The 22,727-nt window shown below is 42.1% G+C and carries 17 protein-coding genes; 3 read left to right on the forward strand and 14 right to left on the reverse strand.

All coding sequences use genetic code 11. The features are described 5' to 3' along the window. Window positions 1-34: 34 nt before the first annotated feature. The 4 genes from ACQKMP_RS00325 to ACQKMP_RS00340 all read right to left on the reverse strand — a co-directional run bounded on the left by ACQKMP_RS00325 (window position 35) and on the right by ACQKMP_RS00340 (window position 5,509). Window positions 35-1,594 carry an extracellular solute-binding protein gene (locus ACQKMP_RS00325; RefSeq protein WP_076299033.1) on the reverse strand — a complete coding sequence of 520 codons (1,560 nt, stop codon included), beginning with the start codon at window positions 1,592-1,594 and terminating at the stop codon, window positions 35-37. A gap of 53 nt (window positions 1,595-1,647) precedes the next feature. Next, a complete protein-coding gene (locus tag ACQKMP_RS00330; RefSeq protein WP_042188123.1) occupies window positions 1,648-2,532 on the reverse strand; it encodes a carbohydrate ABC transporter permease in 885 nt (294 codons plus the stop codon). Between the two features lie 39 nt (window positions 2,533-2,571). Continuing rightward, window positions 2,572-3,498 (reverse strand): ABC transporter permease, encoded by a 927-nt coding sequence (locus tag ACQKMP_RS00335; protein WP_042188121.1) that lies wholly within the window; start codon window positions 3,496-3,498, stop codon window positions 2,572-2,574. Between the two features lie 205 nt (window positions 3,499-3,703). Next, complete coding sequence (locus ACQKMP_RS00340; RefSeq protein WP_427468607.1) at window positions 3,704-5,509, reverse strand: cache domain-containing sensor histidine kinase; 1,806 nt, start codon at window positions 5,507-5,509, stop codon at window positions 3,704-3,706. 131 nt (window positions 5,510-5,640) lie between these two features. On the opposite strand from ACQKMP_RS00340, the gene ACQKMP_RS00345 reads away from it, so the two are divergent. Beyond that, window positions 5,641-8,370: an alpha-mannosidase gene (locus tag ACQKMP_RS00345; RefSeq protein WP_427468608.1), complete on the forward strand. Its 2,730-nt coding sequence runs from the start codon at window positions 5,641-5,643 to the stop codon at window positions 8,368-8,370. A 56-nt stretch (window positions 8,371-8,426) separates the two neighbouring features. Here the strand turns inward: ACQKMP_RS00345 and ACQKMP_RS00350 are convergent, their stop codons facing one another. From ACQKMP_RS00350 to ACQKMP_RS00380, 7 genes are all read right to left on the reverse strand, one after another. Next, entirely contained in the window at window positions 8,427-10,055 is a 1,629-nt protein-coding gene (locus ACQKMP_RS00350) for a response regulator transcription factor (RefSeq protein ID WP_427468609.1), read from the reverse strand. Window positions 10,056-10,274: 219 nt separating this feature from the next. Beyond that, window positions 10,275-11,753, reverse strand: a complete 1,479-nt coding sequence (locus tag ACQKMP_RS00355) for an Lsa family ABC-F type ribosomal protection protein (protein ID WP_042188115.1) — start codon at window positions 11,751-11,753, stop codon at window positions 10,275-10,277. 317 nt (window positions 11,754-12,070) lie between these two features. Next, on the reverse strand, window positions 12,071-12,571 hold the full coding sequence (locus tag ACQKMP_RS00360; protein WP_042188113.1) for a DinB family protein: 501 nt from the start codon (window positions 12,569-12,571) through the stop codon (window positions 12,071-12,073). Window positions 12,572-12,855: 284 nt separating this feature from the next. Next, complete coding sequence (locus tag ACQKMP_RS00365; protein WP_042188111.1) at window positions 12,856-13,404, reverse strand: CueP family metal-binding protein; 549 nt, start codon at window positions 13,402-13,404, stop codon at window positions 12,856-12,858. 178 nt (window positions 13,405-13,582) lie between these two features. Next, window positions 13,583-14,449, reverse strand: a complete 867-nt coding sequence (locus ACQKMP_RS00370) for an SDR family oxidoreductase (protein ID WP_427468610.1) — start codon at window positions 14,447-14,449, stop codon at window positions 13,583-13,585. Window positions 14,450-14,632: 183 nt separating this feature from the next. Next, complete coding sequence (locus tag ACQKMP_RS00375; RefSeq protein ID WP_427468611.1) at window positions 14,633-16,384, reverse strand: sensor histidine kinase; 1,752 nt, start codon at window positions 16,382-16,384, stop codon at window positions 14,633-14,635. After that, window positions 16,381-17,136 carry a response regulator transcription factor gene (locus tag ACQKMP_RS00380; protein WP_042188104.1) on the reverse strand — a complete coding sequence of 252 codons (756 nt, stop codon included), beginning with the start codon at window positions 17,134-17,136 and terminating at the stop codon, window positions 16,381-16,383. Before ACQKMP_RS00380 ends, ACQKMP_RS00375 begins: the two co-directional genes overlap by 4 nt. 308 nt (window positions 17,137-17,444) lie before the next feature. On the opposite strand from ACQKMP_RS00380, the gene ACQKMP_RS00385 reads away from it, so the two are divergent. Then, window positions 17,445-18,362 (forward strand): M23 family metallopeptidase, encoded by a 918-nt coding sequence (locus ACQKMP_RS00385; RefSeq protein ID WP_427468612.1) that lies wholly within the window; start codon window positions 17,445-17,447, stop codon window positions 18,360-18,362. Window positions 18,363-18,525: 163 nt separating this feature from the next. Then, a complete protein-coding gene (locus ACQKMP_RS00390) occupies window positions 18,526-19,404 on the forward strand; it encodes a deoxyribonuclease IV (protein WP_427468613.1) in 879 nt (292 codons plus the stop codon). A gap of 57 nt (window positions 19,405-19,461) precedes the next feature. Here ACQKMP_RS00390 and ACQKMP_RS00395 read toward each other — a convergent pair whose 3' ends face one another. The 3 genes from ACQKMP_RS00395 to nhaC all read right to left on the reverse strand — a co-directional run bounded on the left by ACQKMP_RS00395 (window position 19,462) and on the right by nhaC (window position 22,608). Next, the gene (locus ACQKMP_RS00395) at window positions 19,462-19,785 is read right to left on the reverse strand and encodes a hypothetical protein (RefSeq protein ID WP_042188099.1); all 324 of its coding nucleotides are present in this window, start codon (window positions 19,783-19,785) and stop codon (window positions 19,462-19,464) included. Between the two features lie 100 nt (window positions 19,786-19,885). Beyond that, window positions 19,886-21,106: a GNAT family N-acetyltransferase gene (locus tag ACQKMP_RS00400; RefSeq protein WP_149644492.1), complete on the reverse strand. Its 1,221-nt coding sequence runs from the start codon at window positions 21,104-21,106 to the stop codon at window positions 19,886-19,888. A 128-nt stretch (window positions 21,107-21,234) separates the two neighbouring features. Then, entirely contained in the window at window positions 21,235-22,608 is a 1,374-nt protein-coding gene (nhaC, locus tag ACQKMP_RS00405) for a Na+/H+ antiporter NhaC (protein WP_427468614.1), read from the reverse strand. Window positions 22,609-22,727: the final 119 nt, after the last annotated feature.

Below are 22,727 nucleotides of genomic sequence, written 5' to 3' on the forward strand. Positions count from 1 at the left end.
GATTGGTGCCACTTCCCTGCAGTAACTCCGTAGCTTATTTTTTGGCAGCAAGATAAGCGTCTATTTGTTTCTGAGTTTCAGTAATAATTTTATCAAGTCCGTTTTTCTTTTGAGTCTCCACATAATCGGCTACAGCTTTGTTAACATCCTTCACCATACCGTATTCAATCGGTCTGCTGATCTCATCGGTGGCTTGATCGCGTTTAGCCAGTTCATTCTTCATAGCATCTTCAGCAATAAACAGACCGTCAATCGGAGAATTCACATTGTACGGCTGATTAGCAAAATCGGCTTCTTTCACCCAAAAATCTTTAGCATAAGTTGTTGTTGGACGCATGTATTGAGGTTTCCAGAACGCCCATTGTCCACCCCACTCCATGTAATTACTCGTAGAAGACTGCATGCCTTCCGGATAATCCGCAGCTTCACCATTAAGGACATAGGTTTTACCTTCGATACCGTATTGCAACAGATCATATAGTGTTTGGTCAGTCTCCACCATATCGAGGAAACGTAGTACCCGATCTGGATTCTTGGAGTTTACATTGATGGCTACAACGTTAGCAAGTGCTGTACGGTTGACATACTTTTTGTCTGGATACATGAGCGACATCCCTTGTTTATAGGAAGCATCAGAGAAGCCTGGATCAGCATAAGCCCATTCATGTGATGTTACAGTAAAGAGCAATTTACCGTTTCTCCACTGATCTTCTGCTCCTTCTTTATCAATCATGGCATCTCTGTTGATCAGTTTGTCGTCATACCATTTCTTTGCCAAAAGAGAAGCTTCGAGGAAGAAAGGCTGTTGTTCAACAGATTGAATAGTAATTTTCGGATCACTCAGATAGAAGCCTAAACCATGGAAGTTGAGATCTACCCATTCATCGCGGATATAATACAAAGATAGTGGTGTAGTACGGGAAAGCTTCTCGTTCGGATAAGCTTTTTTCAGCTCACGAAGCAGATTGTCGACATCTTCAATCGTTTGAATAGAATCCGGAGCGATGTTAATGCCTGCTTTTTCAGCCAGATCTGAACGCCATCCTGCAAATTTACGTTCATTCATTTTCATTGTCCATGGAAGTCCTACGATTTGTCCGTTAACCGTTGCAGCTCCTAACGTTCCTTGTTCTACATATTTCTTCTCAAGATTAGGCGCATATTTCGGGAGCAGATCATTTAAGGCCATGTAGGAACCTTTTGCAGCCATTTGTTTATAGGAGAGCCAATCTCCATCAAAGTTCATATCCCAGTTATCCCCGGATGCAGCCATCACGAGCATTTTTTCCTTGAAGTCGCCAAATGGTATGAAATTTACGGAGAACTTAACGTTTAGGCCTTTGGATTTTACGTAATCACTAATTTTGGACCAAACCTCGTCCGTGGCCGCCTTTTTGTCCCCACCAAAATAGAATTTGAGTGTAACTTCATCTTCACCTTTCGCAGGCTCTGTACTAGAACCGGTGTTGCCCTTGTTTTGATTCGTTTCATTGGACGAAGTATTTCCGCCACTCGAGCTACATGCGGACATAATCAGTCCTAGCATTAGCATTGCTATCAGGACGATCTGAAATCTACCCATGCGTTTGCGCATCCTAATCTCCCCTTTTACCTTTAATTTATACTATACGACTTAAGTCGACATAGTTAACCTTTAACTGCTCCAACCATAAGACCTTTAACGAAATAACGTTGCAGGAATGGATACAAGAAAATAATAGGTCCAATGGTTATAACTGTTAGCGCCATTTTGATAGACTCGGAAGGAATCTGAGCTGAAATCCGCTGCATCGCTGCCGCATTTCCAGAGTTCTTCAAGAAATCGACATTAGAGATCAATGTACGCAGAAGGAGTTGCAGTGGTTGAAGCTCTTGCTTATCGACGAACATTAACCCGAGGAACCAGTCGTTCCAATACCCGAGTGCTACGAACAAGCCAACAGTCGCTAGAACTGGTAGAGCCAGTGGCATGATCAGCCTAGAATAGATTCTGAATTCACCTGCACCGTCCATTTTGGCCGATTCATGCAGATCCTCTGGAATAGAGAGCATAAAGTTTCGAATTAGAAACATATTGAAGGCATTCCCCAGCGATGGAAGAATAAGCGCCCAAATCGTATCTTTCAAATGCAGGTATCTGACGATAACGATATACCAGGGAACCAATCCCCCACTGAAGAGCATGGTGATGATGACAAAGATAGAAAGAATATTCCTATATTTAAAAGAACGTCTTGCCATTACATAAGCGCCCATGCTCGTTAAGAAGAGCGACAAAATAGTTCCGACAACAGTGACGAATGTGCTGACTCCGTACGCTTCAAAGATTCGATTAGAGCCAAGAAGCAAAATACGATAGGAATCAAACGTTATCGTCTTCGGCCAAATAGAATAGCCGTACTGCATAATATCTTTTTCCGTACTAAGCGAGCCTGAGATCACCATGAGGAACGGGAACAGGCAGGCCAGACTGAATAGGCCGATAACCAGAGCGATTAGAAACTGGCTGAAAGAGAATTTTCTTGCTGACATCGTGTGGGATGACCTCCTTAAAGTTAGATGAGCTTGGCTTTAGAATATCGCTGAGTCTTTGTCGATTTTGCGTGCCGCATAATTACTCCCAAGGACTAAGAAGAAGGCAACAAAGGACTGTAGAAAGCCCGCAGCGGAAGCCATTCCAATATCACCAGATTTACGCAGGCTTCGATAGACAAAGGTGTCAATAACATCTGTGGTTGGAAAGAGTAGAGAAGCGTCACCTACCATGGCGTAGAACATCCCAAAATCAGCATTCATAATTCTACCTACTGCTAGTAGCGTCAGTATGATAATCGTTGGCCGCAGCATAGGAATACTGATGTACCTGATCTGCTGCCATCTAGATGCTCCATCAATGGAAGCAGCTTCATAATAGGAACTGTCAATAGAGGTTAACGCGGCCAAATAGATAATTGTGCCATAGCCAGTGATTTTCCAGCGGGCAGCAATGGTTAAGATTGCCGGCCACAGCTCGGCCCTACTATAGAAGTCAATCGGTTGAAGATTTAGGTACTCTAGGAAGCGATTTATCGCTCCGTTCTCATAGTTCATCAGATTATAAGCGAATACACCTACAACAATCCATGAGATAAAGAACGGTAAAAAGGTCAAGGATTGCGTAATTCGTTTGAAATACTTATTGCGCATTTCATTCAATAGGAGAGCAAACCCAACTTCAAAAACGAGCCCTATTGCTATAAAGAGAGCATTTAATAGGATCGTGTTGCGGATGGCCCGGAATGCCACCGGAGAAGAGAATACATAGTCAAAGTTGCTGAACAGTGGGTCCATCCAATCACTTCCAAAAATCCCTTTGGAGAAATCAAAATTCTTGAAGGCGATTACAAGACCAGCCAGCGGTAGATAGTTAAAGAGCAAGAACAGTACCCCGACGGGTAAAAACATGAGCAGCAAGGTGCGATTTTTGTACAGTTCCTTGAACACTCCGTTTAGTTTCATATCGATTTCCCTTTCGCTGTTTGGATAAATTAATTGTAAAAGAGTGAATGTGCACTTACTATGAGTCAATCTTGCACTTTGTTGATTCATTTTTATCCTGATCACGAGATATCCAATTTCCTGTGTAAAAATAAAAGTAGCGATTCTCTTAGATGCGAGAATCGCTACTTTATAAGACTTTTAACGATTTGATTGAGTCAGGCCATTAATGGGCTTCACCTGTTTTGGACAATTCTTCGTCTACCTTCATAGGGTGTCGCAATAAAATACGGGTCCCTCCTGGTACTCCGATCTGAATCTGTAGCTTATAGTCAGACCCAAAATACAGCTTCAGACGGTCGTTCACATTGCGCAAGCCCACACCTCTCCGAGTAGTTGTATACATTTCCTCCTCAGGATCTTCATAATCCAGCTCGTCAATGATACTTTGTGGAATGCCTTTTCCATTATCTGCAATCTCGATGATCATATCTTCCTTTTCACGTCTAGCGGACACAATGATCTTCCCCTTCTCGAAGTCACTCCGTACACTATGTTGGATTGCATTTTCTACTAGAGGTTGTAGCAGCAGGCGAAGGAATGGAAAATCCAGCAAATCTTCATCTATGGAATATAAAATCCGGATTGTTTTGCCCATTCGGGCCTGTTCGATCAGCACATAAGCTTTAACTTGCTCAATCTCACGCCGCAGCGTGGTGATCTCCTTCCCTTGATTCAGACTGAGCCGAAGTAGATTTCCCAGTGCAGATACCATTTCACTAATGTCGCTGCGGCCATGGTTTTCTGCCTTCCACCGAATAGATTCAAGCGTATTATAGAGAAAATGTGGGTTAATCTGGTGGCTAAGCACCTGAAACTCTAGAGCCTTCTTCTTCCGCTCGGAACGCCAAGCTTCCTGGATCAAAACGTCAATCCGCTGGACAAGACTTCCGACGCCTCGATACAACCAGCCTACTTCATCTGTTCTTGGCGAAGTCAACGCTTCTGTCTGGAAATTGCCCTCCTCCATTCTCCGCATAAGCCTTACCAGACGTGCGATAGGCTGGGTGAAATACACCGTAATGTAAAAAACAACGGCAAAGCAGCAGACGAGATAAATAAACAGAAAGATGATTAGCAGACGTGTCATTTCATCACTTGTTCCAGTCAGTTCCTTCAATAACGTCAGACTGACAATCGCCCAAGGCTCACTGTCTAAGCTGACATAAGTAGTAAGATACTTGTGTCCATCAATCTTGATCGTTTGTGAGCCCGCCGGATTTTTTTGAAGATGGGTAATGAACGAATTCGAAGGAAATCGTGCACCGGCCCATTCATTGGATGATGAGTCATAATAAATAGTACCGTCACGATTCATGAGTAGCAGCTTCTGATTCTTCAATTGCTCAGTGGGTGAGAAGTAACGCTTCAAATGATCCTCTGAAACTTCTGTAACGACCATACCTCGGGGCTTACGGTCATAGAGTCCTGAGAAACGCTTAATATATCCTAGCAGAGGGCGTCCATATTTGCCTTGCTGTGGCATAAATAACTCCCACATTGGACCTACAGTCCCTTGTGACCGCGTAAACCATTCCTCTGAAGTTATATTCGCCGCTTCTCCCAATGTATTCATATAAGAAGGATACAGCGAAGGATTTATTGGATATACTCGCACTCGGAAAGCATCGATTTGTGGAGTGGCCTGATAGAGCACTGTAAGTAGATTTACAGTAAAATCCTCTTCTTCAACAGGATTGGCGGGCGGATCAATCAGTAGATCTTGCACACGTTTATTGCCGATAAGAGTGTTGACCTGATCATTAAGTGTATTAAGATAAATCTCAAAATTTTTAGCTGCTTGCTGAAGGTAGCTCAGTGAGATCTTAGTGTTCGTATTCGTGATGCCTTCAATAGACTTAATATGCGCAAAGTAAGCAAAGATGAGAAAAGGCACAATAATAATCATAAAAAATACCAATATGATACGGTTCCTTAACGATGCGCCCAGACGCAGAGTGAAACGATTCATAACAATTCCCCCAATCCTTACATGTCGACAATAATCCCCGCAATAATTTGCGATCCACTCATTGTGGCAAAAAATGCATTTTATATAATTAGGCTGTAGCATTCATCATCTTATGGAAAAGAGGAATCGTATTGACTGGAGCTAGTAAAACCGTTGTACATGTCATCTCTCATACTCACTGGGATAGAGAATGGTATATGCCCTATGAAGCCCATCACGTTAAGCTTATCGAAACTATAAATTCTTTGATTGAGACGTTTGAATCCGACCCGGATTTTAAGAGCTTTTATCTAGATGGACAAACCATAGTAGTGGAAGATTATTTGCAGGTTTATCCTGAGAAGCGTGAAATCATCCAGAGATTATGCGATGCTGGCAAGCTCTCTCTTGGGCCGTGGTATATTCTTCAAGACGAATTTCTGACAAGCGGTGAAGCTAATGTTCGCAATCTGCAAATCGGACATCGTGATGCAAGGACATTCGGTCCCATCTCTAAGATCGGCTATTTCCCGGATTCTTTTGGCAATATGGGCCAAGCTGCACAGATTCTTCAGCAAGCTGGAATCGATACAGCCATCTTCGGCAGGGGTGTGAAAGCTACTGGGTTCAACAATCGCGTGGTAGATGCCTCTGATCAGGAATCTCCTTACTCTGAGCTGATCTGGCAATCTCCTGACGGCTCCAAAGTGCTCGGTATTCTCTTTGCGAATTGGTACAACAATGGCATGGAAATTCCTGTTGATCCTGATACTGCTAAAAGCTACTGGGACCATCGCCTTGCACGTACCAGACAATATGCTTCCACCCGACATTTACTGCTTATGAATGGATGTGATCACCAGCCCATCCAAACCGATCTTTCTGAAGCTTTACGTGTTGCGCGTGAATTATATCCAGACTGTGATTTCATTCATTCTAACTATGATGATTATGTAAAAGCCGTTAAAAATGAGCTTCCCGATGACCTAACCCTTACTACAGGGGAGCTGCGCGGGCAACATACAGACGGCTGGTACTCACTAGTAAATACTGCTTCAGCGAGGGTATACATCAAGCAGCTCAATCAACAGAACCAAACTCTTCTAGAAAAAATAGCTGAACCGCTAGCCGCTATCGCACATGGATTAGGCAAAGCTTATCCGCACGGTCTAATGCAATATGCCTGGAAGACGCTTATGCAGAACCATCCGCATGACAGTATTTGCGGCTGCAGTTTAGATGAAGTCTACCATGAGATGAAGACTCGGTTTGCAAAAAGCATGGAGGTCGGATCAGCCCTCATAACTGACAGCGCCAGATTCATTAGTGCTAAGGTCGATACCTCTATCTTCGCACAATTTGGAGAAGACGCCACTGCGTTCGTAGTTTATAATACTAGCGGCTATTCTAGCAGCAGCGTTGTGACCTGTGAAATTGAGTGGTCTCATCGTTTCTTCATTCAAAGTGAAGACCCAAGTGCCGTGTTCAAGCAAGTCTCTGACAGAACGCATGGCGAGGGCTACCTTGTCAATTCCCAAGGTGATCGATTAGACTGCACTGTTGAAGATCTGGGGGTACGCTTCGGTTACGAGCTGCCAAACGATAGATTTAGACAGACATATATGGCGCATGCATTACGGCTAACCTTTGAGGCAAAATCGCTTCCTGCCCTAGGACTGGCAACTTTTGCTTGGATTCCCGCAATGGACACAGCGATATCGAAATCTTCAAGTGACACACTGATTACCGATGACTTCACTATGGAGAATGAATTTATTCGAGTCATAGTGGCACAAGACGGCAGCTTTTCTATGTTCGACAAAAGCAGCGATGAGTTGTACAGCGGTCTTGGTGTATACGAGGATGTCGGTGACATAGGTAATGAATACATTTTCAAACAACCCGAGGGTGATGTAGCCATAACTACACGCGGTATCCCTGCTGAGATTCACCTAACGGAGAATACCCCTTACAGAGCTGCTTTTGAAATCAGACACACCTTAGAAGTTCCAGCCTCAGCAGATGAACAGTTACAGCAGGAAGTAGAAACCATGGTTGAGTTCCGTAAGCGAAAGTCGGTCCGGTCACAGCAGCTTGTCCAACTAAATATTGTGACTCGAATCAGTCTGGAGCGTGAAGGCCATGCATTGCAAGTTAATACTCGAATCGACAACACCGCCAAGGATCACCGTCTACGTGTTCTGCTGCCAACTGGCATTAAGACGGCGCTTCATTACGCAGATTCCGTCTTTGAAGTCGCTGAGCGCAAAACCATACCTGCACCGGAATGGGAGAACCCAAGCAACTGTCAGCATATGCAGGCGTTCGTGGATGTACATGCCGATGGACGCGGCTTGACCGCAGCCGGTAAAGGTCTTAATGAGTACGAGGTGTTGCAGGATGATGAAGGTACAATCGCCCTAACACTCCTTCGTTCCATAGGAGAACTTGGCGACTGGGGCGTCTTTCATACCCCTGATGCTCAGTGCCTTGGCGTTAATGTAGCAGAGTGGAGCCTTATCCCACATGGCGGAGGTGACAACCGCTTCGCGGCCTACCGTGAAGCCTATCGTTATGCTGTTCCCGTCACCACTGCTCAGACCGGTATTCATGAAGGAACACTTCCTCCTGTGCACAGTTTTCTGGCATGGGATGGTAAAGAAATGGCCTTTTCCAGTTTAAAAATCAATGAAGATAATGGAGATTTAATGGCACGCTGGTACAATCTTGCTTACACGCCTTCTAATCTGAGTATTAATACCAGCGAAAACTCCCTGCTATACCACAGTAATATCATGGAAGAAATGACCTCCGAGGTTCAGACACAGCCGATTCCTGTATGTAAGGCTGTGATTGTAACTATAGGAATCACGCCACTATAAATACTTGCATAGATCCAGGGTGCCAGGTTCTTCCGAACCTGAGCAACCTGGATTCTTTATTCTTCAGCAATTCCAAGCTGTCTTCTGAAATCCTTAGGGGTGCAGCCTACCTGTTTCTTGAAAAGCTTTGAGAAATGCACCGGGTCTTTGTAGCCGACCTGATAGGAGATTTGATAAATTTTAAACTGCACATCGTATAGCATTTCTTTTGCCTTTTTAATGCGAATATCTGTTAAGTATTCAAGAAAGGTCATATGCAGTTCTTTCTTAAATAACTTACTAAGCCAAACCGGAGTTACGTGAACCGCAGAAGCTACAATTTGCAGCGTTAGGCTTTCAGCATAATCACGGTGTAAGATCTTCTCAGCTTCGCTAACAATTTGGCTAGGTGTATGCGAAAGCTTTCGAAAGTCGGCAGCAATCTCATGCAGAAAGACCTCTGTTTGTTCACGAAGCGCCTGCAGTGTATCGTATTGCTCCAACAGCTCCCAAACTGCGATCGGATTATTTTTCCAACTCTTAAGGACGGTTCCCTCCGCTCCTCGCCGGAACACTTCGAACAGCCATTCAAAAATTTTCTGCTGGATATCCCTAAGTTGTGTAAGCTGCCACGACTGTATCATCTCGATAAAGGTATCCATCGCTCTTGTTATATCTTCATCCGAACCATATCGAACTAAATCAAGCATTTCATCCGGGTTCTGAAGTGACAAGTTATCACTCTCCCCGTCGTAAAATAGCCCTTGCTCAGTGAATAATCTGTTGCCCCCATAAACCGCCTTTTGCTCCATTACGCTCACAGCCTCAATATACATATGGTGCAAGTTTCTTGTATTGCCCGGTTTAGTCAGCATTCCTGCACTAGCAGTGATTTTGACAAAATCATTGATTCTTTGAATGAAAAGCTGTGCCATGCCCTGTGCGACATCCGTCTGCTCATGAGAAAGACTTCCAAGCACGATAATCCAGCGGTTATAACGGTCCTTATAGAGAGCAGAAGGATGGGCGTATTCCTCTTCAAGCGTCTGATGTAACACATTACTGATCCCGAATAGAATCAGTTCCTTCTCATGCGGATTCTTATTCTCTATCGCTTTTAAATTATCAGCCTCAACGACAATCAACATCGTAGGCTCCTTTAGCATCCATTCAAGCTCCAATGTTTGAAGACGGTGGTATCTACGCATTTCAAGATTAGGATCATAAACCTGCTCAATCATTTCCTTTAATAATTCCTCGCGCATTTTGGAGATGGCGAAGACCGCTTGATTCTTAAGCATCTGCCGGTTACGATGATCCAACTTCTTTTTATTGATGTTCTCTATCGATTTATCCACCATTTGACCTAGTTCATCCAAATTAATTGGTTTCAAAATATAATCGCATACCCCTATTTTCATGGCCTGCTTGACAAGTTCAAAATCATCATAACCACTTACAATAATCTTCTCAGGCTTATAGTCCTCTTCCGCAGATAAGGTTCTAAGGAATTCCAGACCAGACATGCGGTTCATCTTGATATCTGTAATAATCAGAGCGGGCCTGATCTCAAGTGCCGTACGTAAGGCCACATCACCATCATCCGCAACAAGAACCTCTGTAATATTGTAATCCTCCCAATGAAAGCGATTCCGCAATCCTTCACGAATCTCATATTCATCATCCACTATAAGTACACTAAGCATCTGATCTCCCTCCTGATTCACTTGGATGTACAACTGTTTCTTTTGGAGATTATAGTCTTTAATTTCATAGTACTCGACACGAGTTAGGATTGCACGGAGGTAATCCATAACTTTTATAGGGGGATATTAAATTGCTTTTATAAATGTGCAGCGTTTGTAAAATAATACAAAAAAGCCGACAGATAAACTCTGTCGACTTCCCCCATTTCTTCATTTTAATTAAAGTTCAACGATCTTCGTAGCAACATTGTTGCAAAATTCCCGATCATGCTCCACAAAAACAAGAGTTGGCGTGTATTCAAGCAACAGCTCTTCAATTTGCATACGTGAAATGACATCAATAAAATTAAGCGGTTCATCCCAAATGTACAAATGAGCTTTCTCACTAAGACTTTTGGCAATCAGTACTTTTTTCTTTTGACCACCACTGTAAGTGGATATGTCTTTATCAAATTGGATTCTAGAAAAATCAAGCTTTCGTAGAATAGATTTAAACAGACTTTCATCGATTCCGTTGTCTCTGGCATAATCCGTTAAATTCCCCTGAAGATTAGAAGTGTCTTGGGATACGTAGGAAATGATAAGCTGATTATCCTTTGTGAGAGTGCCTGTGAAATCTATATCCTCACCACACATCAATTTGATGATACTTGATTTACCTGAGCCGTTTTTACCCGCCAGAGCAATACGCTCACCCTGCTCGATAGTGAAGCTTACGTCAGAACATACCTTTTTTTCACCGTAAAAAATCGAAATATTGTCTAGCTCAGCAAGTTGACGTTTGTGATAGTCAAGCTGTGTAATCTCTAGATTCTCAGAATTTTCGATGTTTTTAAGAAGCTTAGACTTTTCGTTGATCGCAGAATTTTGTCTTTGCTCAATGGCTTTAGAGCGTTTCATCATTTTAGCGGCCTTGTGTCCAATGTAGCCTTTATCGACCTTTGAGCCGGAATTTCTCGTTCCGTTTTTTGTTTTTTCCACTTCATGTGACCAGTTGCCTGTCCGTTTAGAAGAAGCAGATAAGCGTTTAATATCTCTTCTGAGTTTCTCGTCCTCTGCCAGCTCAAAGTTATCTTGTCTGACTTTGTTCTCCCACCAGCTTGAAAAATTTCCTTTTTGAATTTCTATATTCGTCTTATTTATAGACAAAATATGGTCTACACAATTATCAAGAAAAGATCTGTCATGAGAGACCAGAATATATCCACTTTTCGTATTGAGATAATCACTGACCAGCTTTCTTGCCGTCATGTCTAAATGATTGGTAGGTTCATCGATCAATAGGAAGCTATTTTCCTTAATGAAGAGAGTGGCTAACAGCACTTTCGTCTGCTCTCCGTTAGACAATGAGTCAAAGGGCCGATATAACACATCTTCAGAAACCTTTAATAATGAAAGTTCACGCATTAATTTCCAATGAATATAATCCGGAAAAATCCCGCTGATCACATCAATGGTATTAAGCGCCTTGTTATCCACCTGAAAAGGAAAATATTCAAAAGTGACATGTGCAGAAATATTTCCGCTGTATTCATATTTTCCAAGCAATAAACTCAGAAAGGTGGTCTTTCCTCTACCGTTTCTTCCGGTAAAGCCTAATTTCCAATCAGTATCGATTTGAAAGTTTACATTCTCAAAGATGTTATCGTAACTGCCTTCATAGGCAAAGGTTAAATTTGTAACATTTATTAATGACATATAAGTATCCTCCTGTATGAAAAAAATAAAAGCCACAAGAAAGTTACTTTCTTGTGACTCAAATAAATACAGCAAATCTAGCCCCAAATGGAGTTAGATAAGGATATATTGTTCGAGTGAAAAGAAGTAGTAACTTTCTTGCATACAAAAAATAAAACAAACGAAATAAACCGTTTTTGTTGTTTTATTCATCATGTGTCGCAAGAATAATTACTACACTATACTTTTCAACTCCGATCATCAATTTGTATCCATGTTATCATGCCGATTTGTTTTTTTCAACTTTCCGATCCTTAACTCATTAAGAAATTCATTTATTAGGCGTTCGCTAATTCATCTGCCGAGGGACCATACAAGCCCGGCACTGGTATATTAAGAAGGCGAAAGTATACCCCAAGCTGTGCCCGGTGGTGAATCATATGATTTAATCCGATGGTACGAAGCGCTACTGCCCGTGTCTGACGGCGGATCACCGCTGTGCCATTACGCAGTGTCCACTCCGCACCAAGCGTCTCCACATTGCTTTGAGAAATTAATTCTTCAATCTTGCGAGCGCTCATATCGAACTCTTGAAGAACCGCGGCGGGGCTCTCCAGCGCTTCTCGACGATATGGCACAGATGCCAAATCAAACTCCGAGTGAAGAAGAATAGCTGATTGCCAGTTTAACAGATTGACGAGATGTGTGGATAGCCCACCGAGACTCATTGACTTTTCGTGTGGTTTCCATGTCATATGTTCCTGCGTCAGCTTCTCCAGCATACGACGCGTACCAGCTAACTCCTGCAAAACATCCCCGATGATCAGATCTTTATCCATTCCTCTATCTCCTCTCAAAAATGAAGTACCAACTAAAGTTTATCATAGAGAATCACCCGTGAGTTTTTCGACGATACCCTTCTTCAAAGAACACTCCCTATAAAAGGTCGACACTTGATATCCATCAGATTATATCATTTCCAGGAGGTGGAAAATAACTATAATTAAACTTTACCTTAGAACCTTCTTATTCTTACAGATACATAAAAAAACCTCCCATAAATTAAATGGCAGGTCCGATATGGAATTTTCAGAGGAAGTAGTGACTTCGCTGTCTCTGGTGTTTAGATACTCTCTACTAATTGCATGGTCGTTACACATGTATTATCACTCTTAAAAGTGGAAAGTGCGGCTTTCGCTTTTACACCATCCTGTTCAATCGTTACATTATATTTCTTATCGCGAGGTAACCAAAGATCAATGAATCCGTTAGATTGGGACTTCATAGTTTGATCCACAATCACGTTGCCCGCAGTGTCCTCGACATATACATTAAACTCTTGTTCTGTTAATTCCCCTTGGCATCCGGTCAAGCTATGTGTTGCACACGGGTGTGTATTCTTAACATATGGTGCGATGGAAACAAAAAACTCATCTTTGGGTAAGTCATATTTGGTTGATTGATTGTTGCTGTCGGTCACAATAAGCTGCTCTGAAGTGATGGAAGCAGAGAGGTCTTTCATGCTGCTTGAACTATATTCCTGCACTAATTGTTTAACGTTAGATGTATCGGTTGCTGCGGGTGATTTTTTATCGTTCCCCCCCACAAATAAAACAGCCCCTAAAGCAACTACAACTACTGCACCAGAAGCCATCCAAATTTTTGTCCTCATTGATATTCATCCCCTTCTCTTCGATTCAATCATTTTCATTACACCAATAGTTCACATATGTTTCCTATTATATCATTATTATTACTTCACGAAACCTTATCATTGATGTTAAAGATGCACAAAAAAAGACCCCTTCTGGTTATTCACCGAGAAGAAGCCTTGAATCTTGATATATTATTTAAGCTTGCAGACTATTTACAAGATCACTGATAACATCCGCTAACGGAGTGACTGGACGATTCAGTACTTTCTCTAGATCGCCACTTTCAATATCCAGCCATCCTTCGCGAATACCACGTTGAATCGCAACAACGAATGGCAGAGCAGCTTCTGGTACACCAACCTCAGCCATGATTTTCGCATAAGCTTCGTCGTCAACTTGCAGCACTTTAATTTCTTTACCAATTACGCCACTTATAATTCCAGTCAATTCTTCTTGTGTTAAAGGCTTGCCAGACAATTCATAGACAGAATTCTCATGTCCTTCCCCAGCTAGAACATTAGCAGCAGCTTCTGCATAATCTCCTCGTGCTGCCCAGCCAACTTTACCACTACCAGCAGAAGTTACCCATTGGGCACCTGCTACGGCGCCTTGGATAGACCCAACCTCGTTCTCCATGTACCAGTTGTTGCGAAGGAAACTGTAAGGAATTCCGGTAGCTCGAATGGCTTCCTCGGTTACACGGTGTACTTCAGCAAGGAACAGCTCACTCTTCTCTGCATGTCCTACACTTGTATAGGCAATGAATCCAACACCAGCTTTAGCGGCTGCATCAATAGCTGCCTTATGTTGGCGAATCCGAGTCTCGTTATCTCCATCTGAAGATACAATTAGCAGTCGATCCACACCGGCAAACGCAACATCCAATGTTTCCGGCTTATCAAAGTCACCATGACGGACTTCCACACCACGCGCTTTAAGATTACTTGCTTTATCTGGATTCCGGACACTAACTACAAGGTCCCCTGCGGGTACAGTTTTAAGTAGAGACTCTATCACTAATGATCCGAATTGACCTGTTGCTCCTGTTATTGCTATTTTCATTTTAAAATCCTCCTCAAATTATGATAAATTTTATCCTCTTAATAATTGTTTACCTGTAACTATTGTAGTTACATTAAAAAAAGATGTCAACTCCTTTATTTTTATAGCCTTTACTCAACCTAATAAATACAAACAACCCTCGCGGTATCCAGTTGGAATACAGCGAGGGCTCGAATGAATATATCAGCTCCATATTAATTTAATAACCGTTCCCTTACCTATGTGACTTTCTACAGTAATCTGGCCACCCATACATTCGATCAGACCTTTAGAAATCGCCATACCGAGCCCAGAACCGTTGGAGGTAGACGCTGTATCCGTTCCTCGATAATATCGTTCAAATAGCCGAATCATTGTTTCTTCATCCATTCCATCGCCGTCATCAGCAAATTGAATGATAAATCCGGTCTCCCTTTCTTTATGAATAAGCGAAACGGTCAACTTCGTATCCGGTGGGTTGTGGAGCAGCACATTCGCAGTTAAATTGTTGACAACCCTCTCTAGCCATGGCGTATACAATTGAGCTCTAACTTCGGTTTGTGCAGGTAGAAATACTATTCGCTGCTTCCCGTAGGCAGGATTGGCAGCAGCTTGTTCGAGAGCTTGTTGCAGCCAAGTGTTCAATTCAACTTCCATCGTCTCAGGTGGTTTAATTCCTGACTTTAGACGATAGGTCATTGCAAGATCACTGATCAGCATGTCCATATGGGCCGATTTATCTAGCATAGTCGTTGTAAACTTACGGACTTCCTCTTTCGACCAATCGTATTTTGGTTCTGCCAGTAAATGAGCATATCCTGTGATTGAGGATAATGGGGTTTTCAAATCATGAGTAACACCAGCGATCCATTCTTCGCGTAAGCTCTCCGTCTCCTCCCGCATGACTTGATCTCTCTTCAAGGTTGCCGATAATTTCTCAATTGAAACCATCACATCAGCAAAAACACGGTACCTTCTCCTCCATTTTAAGGCGGGTGTTCGACTGCGACGAAGTCCTTTACGATCCGTTGGCTCTGTATAAATGGCATTTCCGATGGAATCGAGCCATACGAGCATATGCAGCATTGGCGCACCAAAACGATGTGCTTGCCATAAGGAAAGCAACACAAACGCGATCAATAAAGCGATAAGCATGGCAAATGAACCGATGATCACGACTTTAACTTCTTCTGGTACCCACATTTTTTTGCCTGGATCTGTCCCTTTAATATTGGGTTCTCCCACGATCCAAGTACGACCTGAGTCCTTATCAAAAGAAGAAAGAACATGGTACCCATATCGTTCACTGTACAGGGTGCGAAGTGCAAGCTCTTGAACGGAGTACTGAGTGGGTATCACATTAGGTCTATTATAAGAAACCACTTCATTGCCTGATGAATCTATAAGTTGAACAAAAGCTTGGGCCGATTTAATTTCTTTTTCAAGTTCATCAGGAAGTACTGGCTCCCCTTTCGCAGCAGCGAATGTCCCCTCACTCACTTTCTTTAATAGTGGACCTAATACATTAGGCGCACCATACACCAGTGCGAGCTGTTTACCATCCTTTTCTTGAATCCATAGTGCCAGATTATAAGGAAACGGCTGAGTGCCCGTCCAATAAGCAACTACTTCGCCAGGGCCATATTGAATGGGTACATCTTTAGGTGTATTATAGGCACTCTCAACTTGCCCATCTTCATTTAGACTTTGTAGCCAGCCATTATTTTTCTTCACTTGCTCCAGTAAACTCGGAGAAAAATGTATGCCATCCTTATCAATCTTAGAAGATTCTACCAATTGTTCAAGACCCACATTGGCAAAATCACGCGAGAGACTAATATCAAGAAACCGCAGCAAAATCCAAGTAAATGTTATGGCAGAAATAGCGAGTACTACCATGCCCGTAATTGCGAGCTGAAGAACAAACTTTAACGTTAACCGGCGCTTAATATTCATGGCGCAGACAACTCTTGACGTTCTACTTTAACCAGTTTGTACCCAAGACCTCTAACATTAACAATAAACTTCGGATCGGATGGGTCTGCTTCTATACGCTCTCTTATACGATGAATATGCACCATGACCGTATTATCATCACTTAAGGCTTCTTCACCCCAAACCTTTTCATATAATTCACTTTTGCTGAATATTTGATTGGGATGTTTACATAAGAACAGCAGCAATTGGAATACAAGTGCCGGACAAGAGACCGACTCACCCTCAACCAGCAGCTCCCCTGCCGTCTCATCCAGTTTAAATCTCCCGTAATCGTAAACGTTCGCAGATTTGCTGTGAACTGTCGCTGTGATCTTATCAGTATCTGATGGAGCAGGTGAACTTAAGTACCGCCGCAACTGCGCTCTTATTCGAGCGACAACTTCAAGTGGATTAAAGGGTTTAGTGATATAATCATCTCCACCTATAGCAAATCCGGTCAGCTTATCAAAATCAGAGGTTCGAGCCGTAAGAAACAGGATAGGTGCGTCCGTCGTCTGCCGGATAAAAGGACAGATTTCAATTCCACTGCGCCCTGGCAACATCACATCCAATACAATCAAATCATATTTTTTGGCTTCGCAGGCGCTTATCGCTTCTTCACCCGTCACCGCAGTATCAATATTTAAATAACCCTCTTTGCGTAATACAGTCTCCATAATCTCCAAAAGCGATTGTTCATCATCTACAAGTAAAATCGATGCTTCATTCATTGTGAAATTCCCTTTCCAAATAGCCCTTGTTTTTATCATCATAGCATGATTCTTGACGCTATCAATCGCACTTACCTTAACAGAAGCTTAATTCGTATTCGTCTACTACACCAAAAGTTAAGATCGTATTAATACTGTGTTTCAGAAGAGCTAAGACTCATTTGCTATAATTTGACTAATGGGAGGCGATATTCTTGAAAAAAAGCTCTAAAAAAATAATCAGCATACCGGGAATGTCAGCAAAAACAGTTTTGGCAATAGGATCACTTGCCTTGCTATTAACAGCTTGTGGAGGAGGAAAAACGGATATGAACAATAATGCGAAAGTGGAGCAAACATCCAGTTCAGCTGTAGAATCAAACGAAACAATGTTCCTGCCTGATGATCTGCCAAATTTTCTGCTTAAAGGGAACTATAAAGAAATGTACGCCCACTTTAGTCAGCCTTTGAAAGATGAGGTTAGTGAAACTGAATTAGCTGAGACCGCTAAGGAATTCACTAAGGATATCCAGACACTGAACCAAGCTTCTGATATGCAGCTTAATGGATTTGATCGTCGTACTTGGGTAAGTGATGCAGGTAATAAAGGGCTTATCGGAATGTTTGATCCGGATGGAACCATTTCATTAATCCAGATTCAAAAACTGACATCCTCCCCTGAAACCGACTCGAAACTTAGCAAGCATGAATACGCATTACCTTTCGAAGGTGACTGGTTTGTATTTTGGGGCGGAAAGAATATTCTCGTAAATTATCATTATGAAGTAGAGATCCAGCGATACGCTTATGATTTCATCAAAGCCAAGAATAACTATTCTTATAAAGGGGATCCGCTAAAAAACAAAAGCTATTATGCCTTTGGCGAAAAAATTCTCGCCCCTGCGGATGGTACAATCGTATCGGTTGTGAATGATATTAAAGATAATGAACCTGTCGGTGTCATGAATCCAAACCAGGCAACCGGCAATAACGTGATCATCGACCACGGTGGTGAATACAGCCATCTAGCTCATCTAAAGAAAGGCTCGATTACAGTTAAGGCGGGCGATATAGTTAAAAAAGGCGATGTCATTGGACTGACAGGTAACTCAGGCAACTCTAGTGAGCCCCATTTGCATTTCCAGATTTCTGACGGAGTAGATTTGTTCAACTCTCGTTCAATCCCTGTTAGGTGGGAGAACGGATTGAATCCAATCCAAGGCGAGACGATTACCGCCACTGAATAGCGATCATTTTGGGTTGATAAGGTTGTCTCCCCTAGGAGATATTCGGACGAGACAACCTATACCTAAGCTTGAATACATACAAATAGGTCGATTTACAAATATTAATAGGCCTATAGTGACTAAATACTGATCTCTTCTCTGAAGAAAGGAAGTGTTACACCAGATGACTTTACTCCTTGGGTCACATGTATCCATGACTGGACCAAAAATGCTCCTTCGAGCTAGTGAAGAGGCAGCATCTTATGGAGCGACCACCTTCCTAATATATACCGGAGCTCCTCATAATACTCGCCGTAAGCCCATTGAAGCTTTGAATGTTGAAGCTGGACAAGCTCACATGAGAGATAACGGCATTTTAAATATCGTTGTACATGCTCCATTTATTGTTAACTTAGGGAATACGCTATCCGCTCAGGTCTTTGAACATAGTATTGAGTTTCTTCAATCAGAGATTATTAGAACGGAAGCTTTAGGCTCTACACAAATTGTCCTGCATCCCGGTTCCCATGTGGGTGCGGGTCCACAGGCCGGAATTTCTCGAATTGTAGAAGGCTTGAACGAAGTGCTGTCCGATAAACGAAATGTTCAGGTTTCATTAGAGACCATGGCGGGAAAAGATAGTGAATGCGGAATTACATTTGAGGAATTAGCAGCGATCATTGATGGAGTTACTAATAACGAGCGCCTGTCTATTTGTCTGGACACTTGCCATATCCACGATGCTGGTTATAATGTGAAGGAAGATTTTGATGGCATATTGGATCAATTTGATCGCATAATTGGAATAGAGCGCCTAAAAGTCATTCACGTAAATGATTCAAAGAATATCATCGGCTCGCGAAAAGACAGGCACGAAAATATCGGACATGGATATATCGGCCTTCAGGCGCTTCGATATGTAGTCCACCATCCACAGCTAACAACCATTCCCAAGCTCCTGGAGACCCCCTCCATCGGTGAAAAGAAATATGTTAACCCGCCCTATAAGCATGAGATTTCATTGCTACGAGGAGAAACGGATGAGCCGATAAAACAAGCATAAACGCCTTCGGCGTCCTTATAAGGACGGTAAGCGTTTATGCTATAAACTATAATCAATTTATCCTTTTGCTGGATCATTCGTAACAGGTGCGGTTTCGTTCACTTGGAGTTTCTTTAGCGAGTTTTTCTTTGCGGTTAATTCTTTTGACAGATCAGCTTGCATACGATTTAAGGTTTTTATCTCATCATTCAGCTTTTTGATTCGTGACATTTTACTGCTCAAATCTGTGTGAGACTTGCTAAATTTCATATCCTGTTCTAATTGATTAATTTTAAATTTAGATTTTTCTTTTTTGTTCTGTGTGCTCTTGATTTTGTTTTCGAGCTCGGTAATTTCTTGTTGTAATTTAGTGATCATTGGTTTAGTAAAATTAATTGCCATTCTTACACCTCATATCATATTGTGTTGCTGAGAGACTATTCTACTATAAAAAGAGCAAAAAAGCACACTCATTAGAGCATGCTTCAAAGGTTCATATATTTTAAAAATAATCAGAGAAATAAGGATGCTCTGGTCTAATCAGTCCTTCCAGCAAATGAATCGTCGCTTCATCCGTCTGAATACGTCCGATGCGAGCTAGGTAGGTTGGCCGCTTATAGCCCATTAACATGGTTGTTAAGGTAGGAATATCAATCGTAAGTGAAGGATTTAATCCCCCTTCTCGTAGGGTCCCCTTCCCTTCTTTATCTACAGTTAATGAAAATGTCCCTCGATTCCATTCCAGCATCGGATCGCTTAAGTTAAAAATGAGCTCACAGTCTTTGTCCTGCCGTTTAAAAGGATACTGTTCAATAAATAAACGGACATCTACAATCCGTGCCATAAAGTATGGAGCAATCGTTTCCTTGATATCCCCATCATCTAATATGAATGACAACGGTTCTCCTTTATAAATATCCCCTTTAACCAGCTTAATCATTGAAAAGTGCGCACTAATAAAATTCCATAAGCCCGTTCGAGCCTCTTCAACAATATATACCATCTCTTTGATATAAAATATTTCTTCGGCGACCCAATACAACAAGTACCCCATGGGTTCATCGTTGTTATTGTAATAAATACCTACCGTCATATCATCTAAATCCCACCGCAAATATTCTTCCCAAGCTAACTCATTACGAATCATTGCCCCATGATGCTGCACGGCAAACTGATCATAAATCACTTTGATATCTGGATGTTCAATGGATACACGTTCCACATTTCCTGGGACATTTCTCATTTTTGGCAACTGGGTATCCGGCACTTCAAATGAGATTTTATCAGTGATGATTTCCCAGCCTTTTCTTCTATAATAAGGGATTGAATACGGATAAAGATAAGATATCGATTGTTTACGATCCCGCATTTTAGTTAAAGCATGAAGCATCAGTTTATTCATTAAACCTAAATTGGCATATTCGGGATAGGTTCCAACACCCGTTAGTCCACCCATCTCATAGATATGCCCAAAAATATTAACCTGAAATGGGTATACGGCTAACTGAGAGATGAGCTTGTCTCCATCAAACCAACCTACAACATCAGCATACTTAAGAACTGGCAACTTAGCCTGAGTGATTTCACGATTCTCCCAGCCAAAGATTTGCAGATCACGATTGGTCACTTGAAATACATAACGTAATAGATTATTAAATTGTTCTGCGTGCTTAGTTTCGACATTAGCTAATCTGATTCTATCCTGTAACTTACTGCGACTCACTGTTATTACCTCCGATAAATTGACCACTTTTTAAGCTTAGATCACTAGCTTGATCACATTGACTCAACGCATAGTATTCTTTATATACGTTGAATCAATGCATTAGGTGTCCATTATCTTGAGGTTTCTTAATCTTTACCCAATGAGTTCCTTTGTAATCTAGGGATCAACGCGTAAGCAAACGTGATGAATGGACTTAACCATAAGAAAGTTGCATAAGGCACATATTCTATCACGGGCACACCCAGAGTCACTGCGAAGAAGGCTCCACTGACACCCCATGGAATTAATGGATTAACGAGAGTGCCGCAATCTTCTAGCGTACGGGACAGTGTCTTCGCTGGAATGCCACGGCGATTATATTCATCTTTGAACATTTGACCTGGCAAAAGAATCGAAAGATACTGTTCACCCGTCATGCCATTTACCGCAATGGATGACGCTCCGCTCATCAGTACAATGCTGCTTTTACGCTTGAGCGGTTGAATGAGTTTACGGAAAAAGGCCTCAATGACACCGCAATGCTGAATCAAACCACCTAAGGATAAGGCAATTAAGATTAGAGATACAGACCACATCATCGATTGCATTCCTCCGCGGTTGACGATAGATGCAACCATTTCATTCGCGATATTACTGTTATATCCACTCTGCATTACACTAAACCAGACATCGATTTCAGTCTGCTGCTGAATCAAAGCCGTCACAAGAAGACCACTGACAATACCAACAACTAACGTAGGCAGGATCGGTATCCGCTTGATCGAACAAGCGATGACAGCTAGCGGAGATAGCAGCGTTAACCAATGAATATGGAATCCATCTTGTAACGCAAGCTTAATGTCTTTAATCGAGGATAAGTCGATCGAATTCCCCTTTGGAGCGAACAGAAAAAAGAGAGTGGTGATAACAAGCGCTGGCACCGTAGTGTATGCCATATTACGAATATGTGTAAACAAGGATATACCCGCTACTGCAGGTGCAAAATTCGTTGTATCGGAAAGTGGCGACATTTTATCACCAAAACAAGCCCCACTGATAATTGCTCCAGCAGCCAAAGTTGGGGAAATCCCCGTAGTTACTGCAATTCCCATTAAAGCAACGCCGATGGTGCTAACTGTCGTGAAGGAGCTTCCAGTGAACATCGAGACGATGATCGTGACATATAATGCGCTCACCGCAAAATAATTCGGATTAATATAATCCATACCATAATATAAAAGCGATGGTACTGTACCGCTCATCATCCACACAGCGATCAGAATTCCAATCAGCATGAGGATAAGAATTGGCATTATGGCCGTTTGTATCCCTTGAATAATTGCTGATTCGATCTTCTTCCAAGAGAAACCAAACATTCCTAGTAAGACGGCCGTGCCTATTGTAGTTACGAGAAGCGGTAGATGCGGCTCCGCTTTCAATAGAAAGATAGATACAAATAGAAGTGCTAAAATAAAAACGATGATGATCATGCTTTTTGAGAAACTAAGCTGTCGTTCCATGAAAATAATGCTCCTTAACATTGTATTGGGTATAAAAATAATGATCGAACGCTTCCGCACTTTTAAGCTTTTTTGCTTTTTGGCATTGAAGCGCAGAGGTAATCTTAACGAAAAGACTG

This window comes from Paenibacillus sp. NPDC101420, assembly GCF_050277435.1.
GTDB lineage: Bacteria > Bacillota > Bacilli > Paenibacillales > Paenibacillaceae > Paenibacillus_AQ.

What these genes read in the sequence shown, in the direction of transcription:
- ACQKMP_RS00325 (WP_076299033.1), bottom strand. Translation starts at nt 1,594, where the DNA reads ATGCGCAAACGCATGGGTAGATTTCAGATCGTCCTGATAGCAATGCTA.
- ACQKMP_RS00330 (WP_042188123.1), bottom strand. Translation starts at nt 2,532, where the DNA reads ATGTCAGCAAGAAAATTCTCTTTCAGCCAGTTTCTAATCGCTCTGGTT.
- ACQKMP_RS00335 (WP_042188121.1), bottom strand. Translation starts at nt 3,498, where the DNA reads ATGAAACTAAACGGAGTGTTCAAGGAACTGTACAAAAATCGCACCTTG.
- ACQKMP_RS00340 (WP_427468607.1), bottom strand. Translation starts at nt 5,509, where the DNA reads ATGAATCGTTTCACTCTGCGTCTGGGCGCATCGTTAAGGAACCGTATC.
- ACQKMP_RS00350 (WP_427468609.1), bottom strand. Translation starts at nt 10,055, where the DNA reads ATGCTTAGTGTACTTATAGTGGATGATGAATATGAGATTCGTGAAGGA.
- ACQKMP_RS00355 (WP_042188115.1), bottom strand. Translation starts at nt 11,753, where the DNA reads ATGTCATTAATAAATGTTACAAATTTAACCTTTGCCTATGAAGGCAGT.
- ACQKMP_RS00360 (WP_042188113.1), bottom strand. Translation starts at nt 12,571, where the DNA reads ATGGATAAAGATCTGATCATCGGGGATGTTTTGCAGGAGTTAGCTGGT.
- ACQKMP_RS00365 (WP_042188111.1), bottom strand. Translation starts at nt 13,404, where the DNA reads ATGAGGACAAAAATTTGGATGGCTTCTGGTGCAGTAGTTGTAGTTGCT.
- ACQKMP_RS00370 (WP_427468610.1), bottom strand. Translation starts at nt 14,449, where the DNA reads ATGAAAATAGCAATAACAGGAGCAACAGGTCAATTCGGATCATTAGTG.
- ACQKMP_RS00375 (WP_427468611.1), bottom strand. Translation starts at nt 16,384, where the DNA reads ATGAATATTAAGCGCCGGTTAACGTTAAAGTTTGTTCTTCAGCTCGCA.
- ACQKMP_RS00380 (WP_042188104.1), bottom strand. Translation starts at nt 17,136, where the DNA reads ATGAATGAAGCATCGATTTTACTTGTAGATGATGAACAATCGCTTTTG.
- ACQKMP_RS00385 (WP_427468612.1), top strand. Translation starts at nt 17,445, where the DNA reads ATGAACAATAATGCGAAAGTGGAGCAAACATCCAGTTCAGCTGTAGAA.
- ACQKMP_RS00390 (WP_427468613.1), top strand. Translation starts at nt 18,526, where the DNA reads ATGACTTTACTCCTTGGGTCACATGTATCCATGACTGGACCAAAAATG.
- ACQKMP_RS00395 (WP_042188099.1), bottom strand. Translation starts at nt 19,785, where the DNA reads ATGGCAATTAATTTTACTAAACCAATGATCACTAAATTACAACAAGAA.
- nhaC (WP_427468614.1), bottom strand. Translation starts at nt 22,608, where the DNA reads ATGGAACGACAGCTTAGTTTCTCAAAAAGCATGATCATCATCGTTTTT.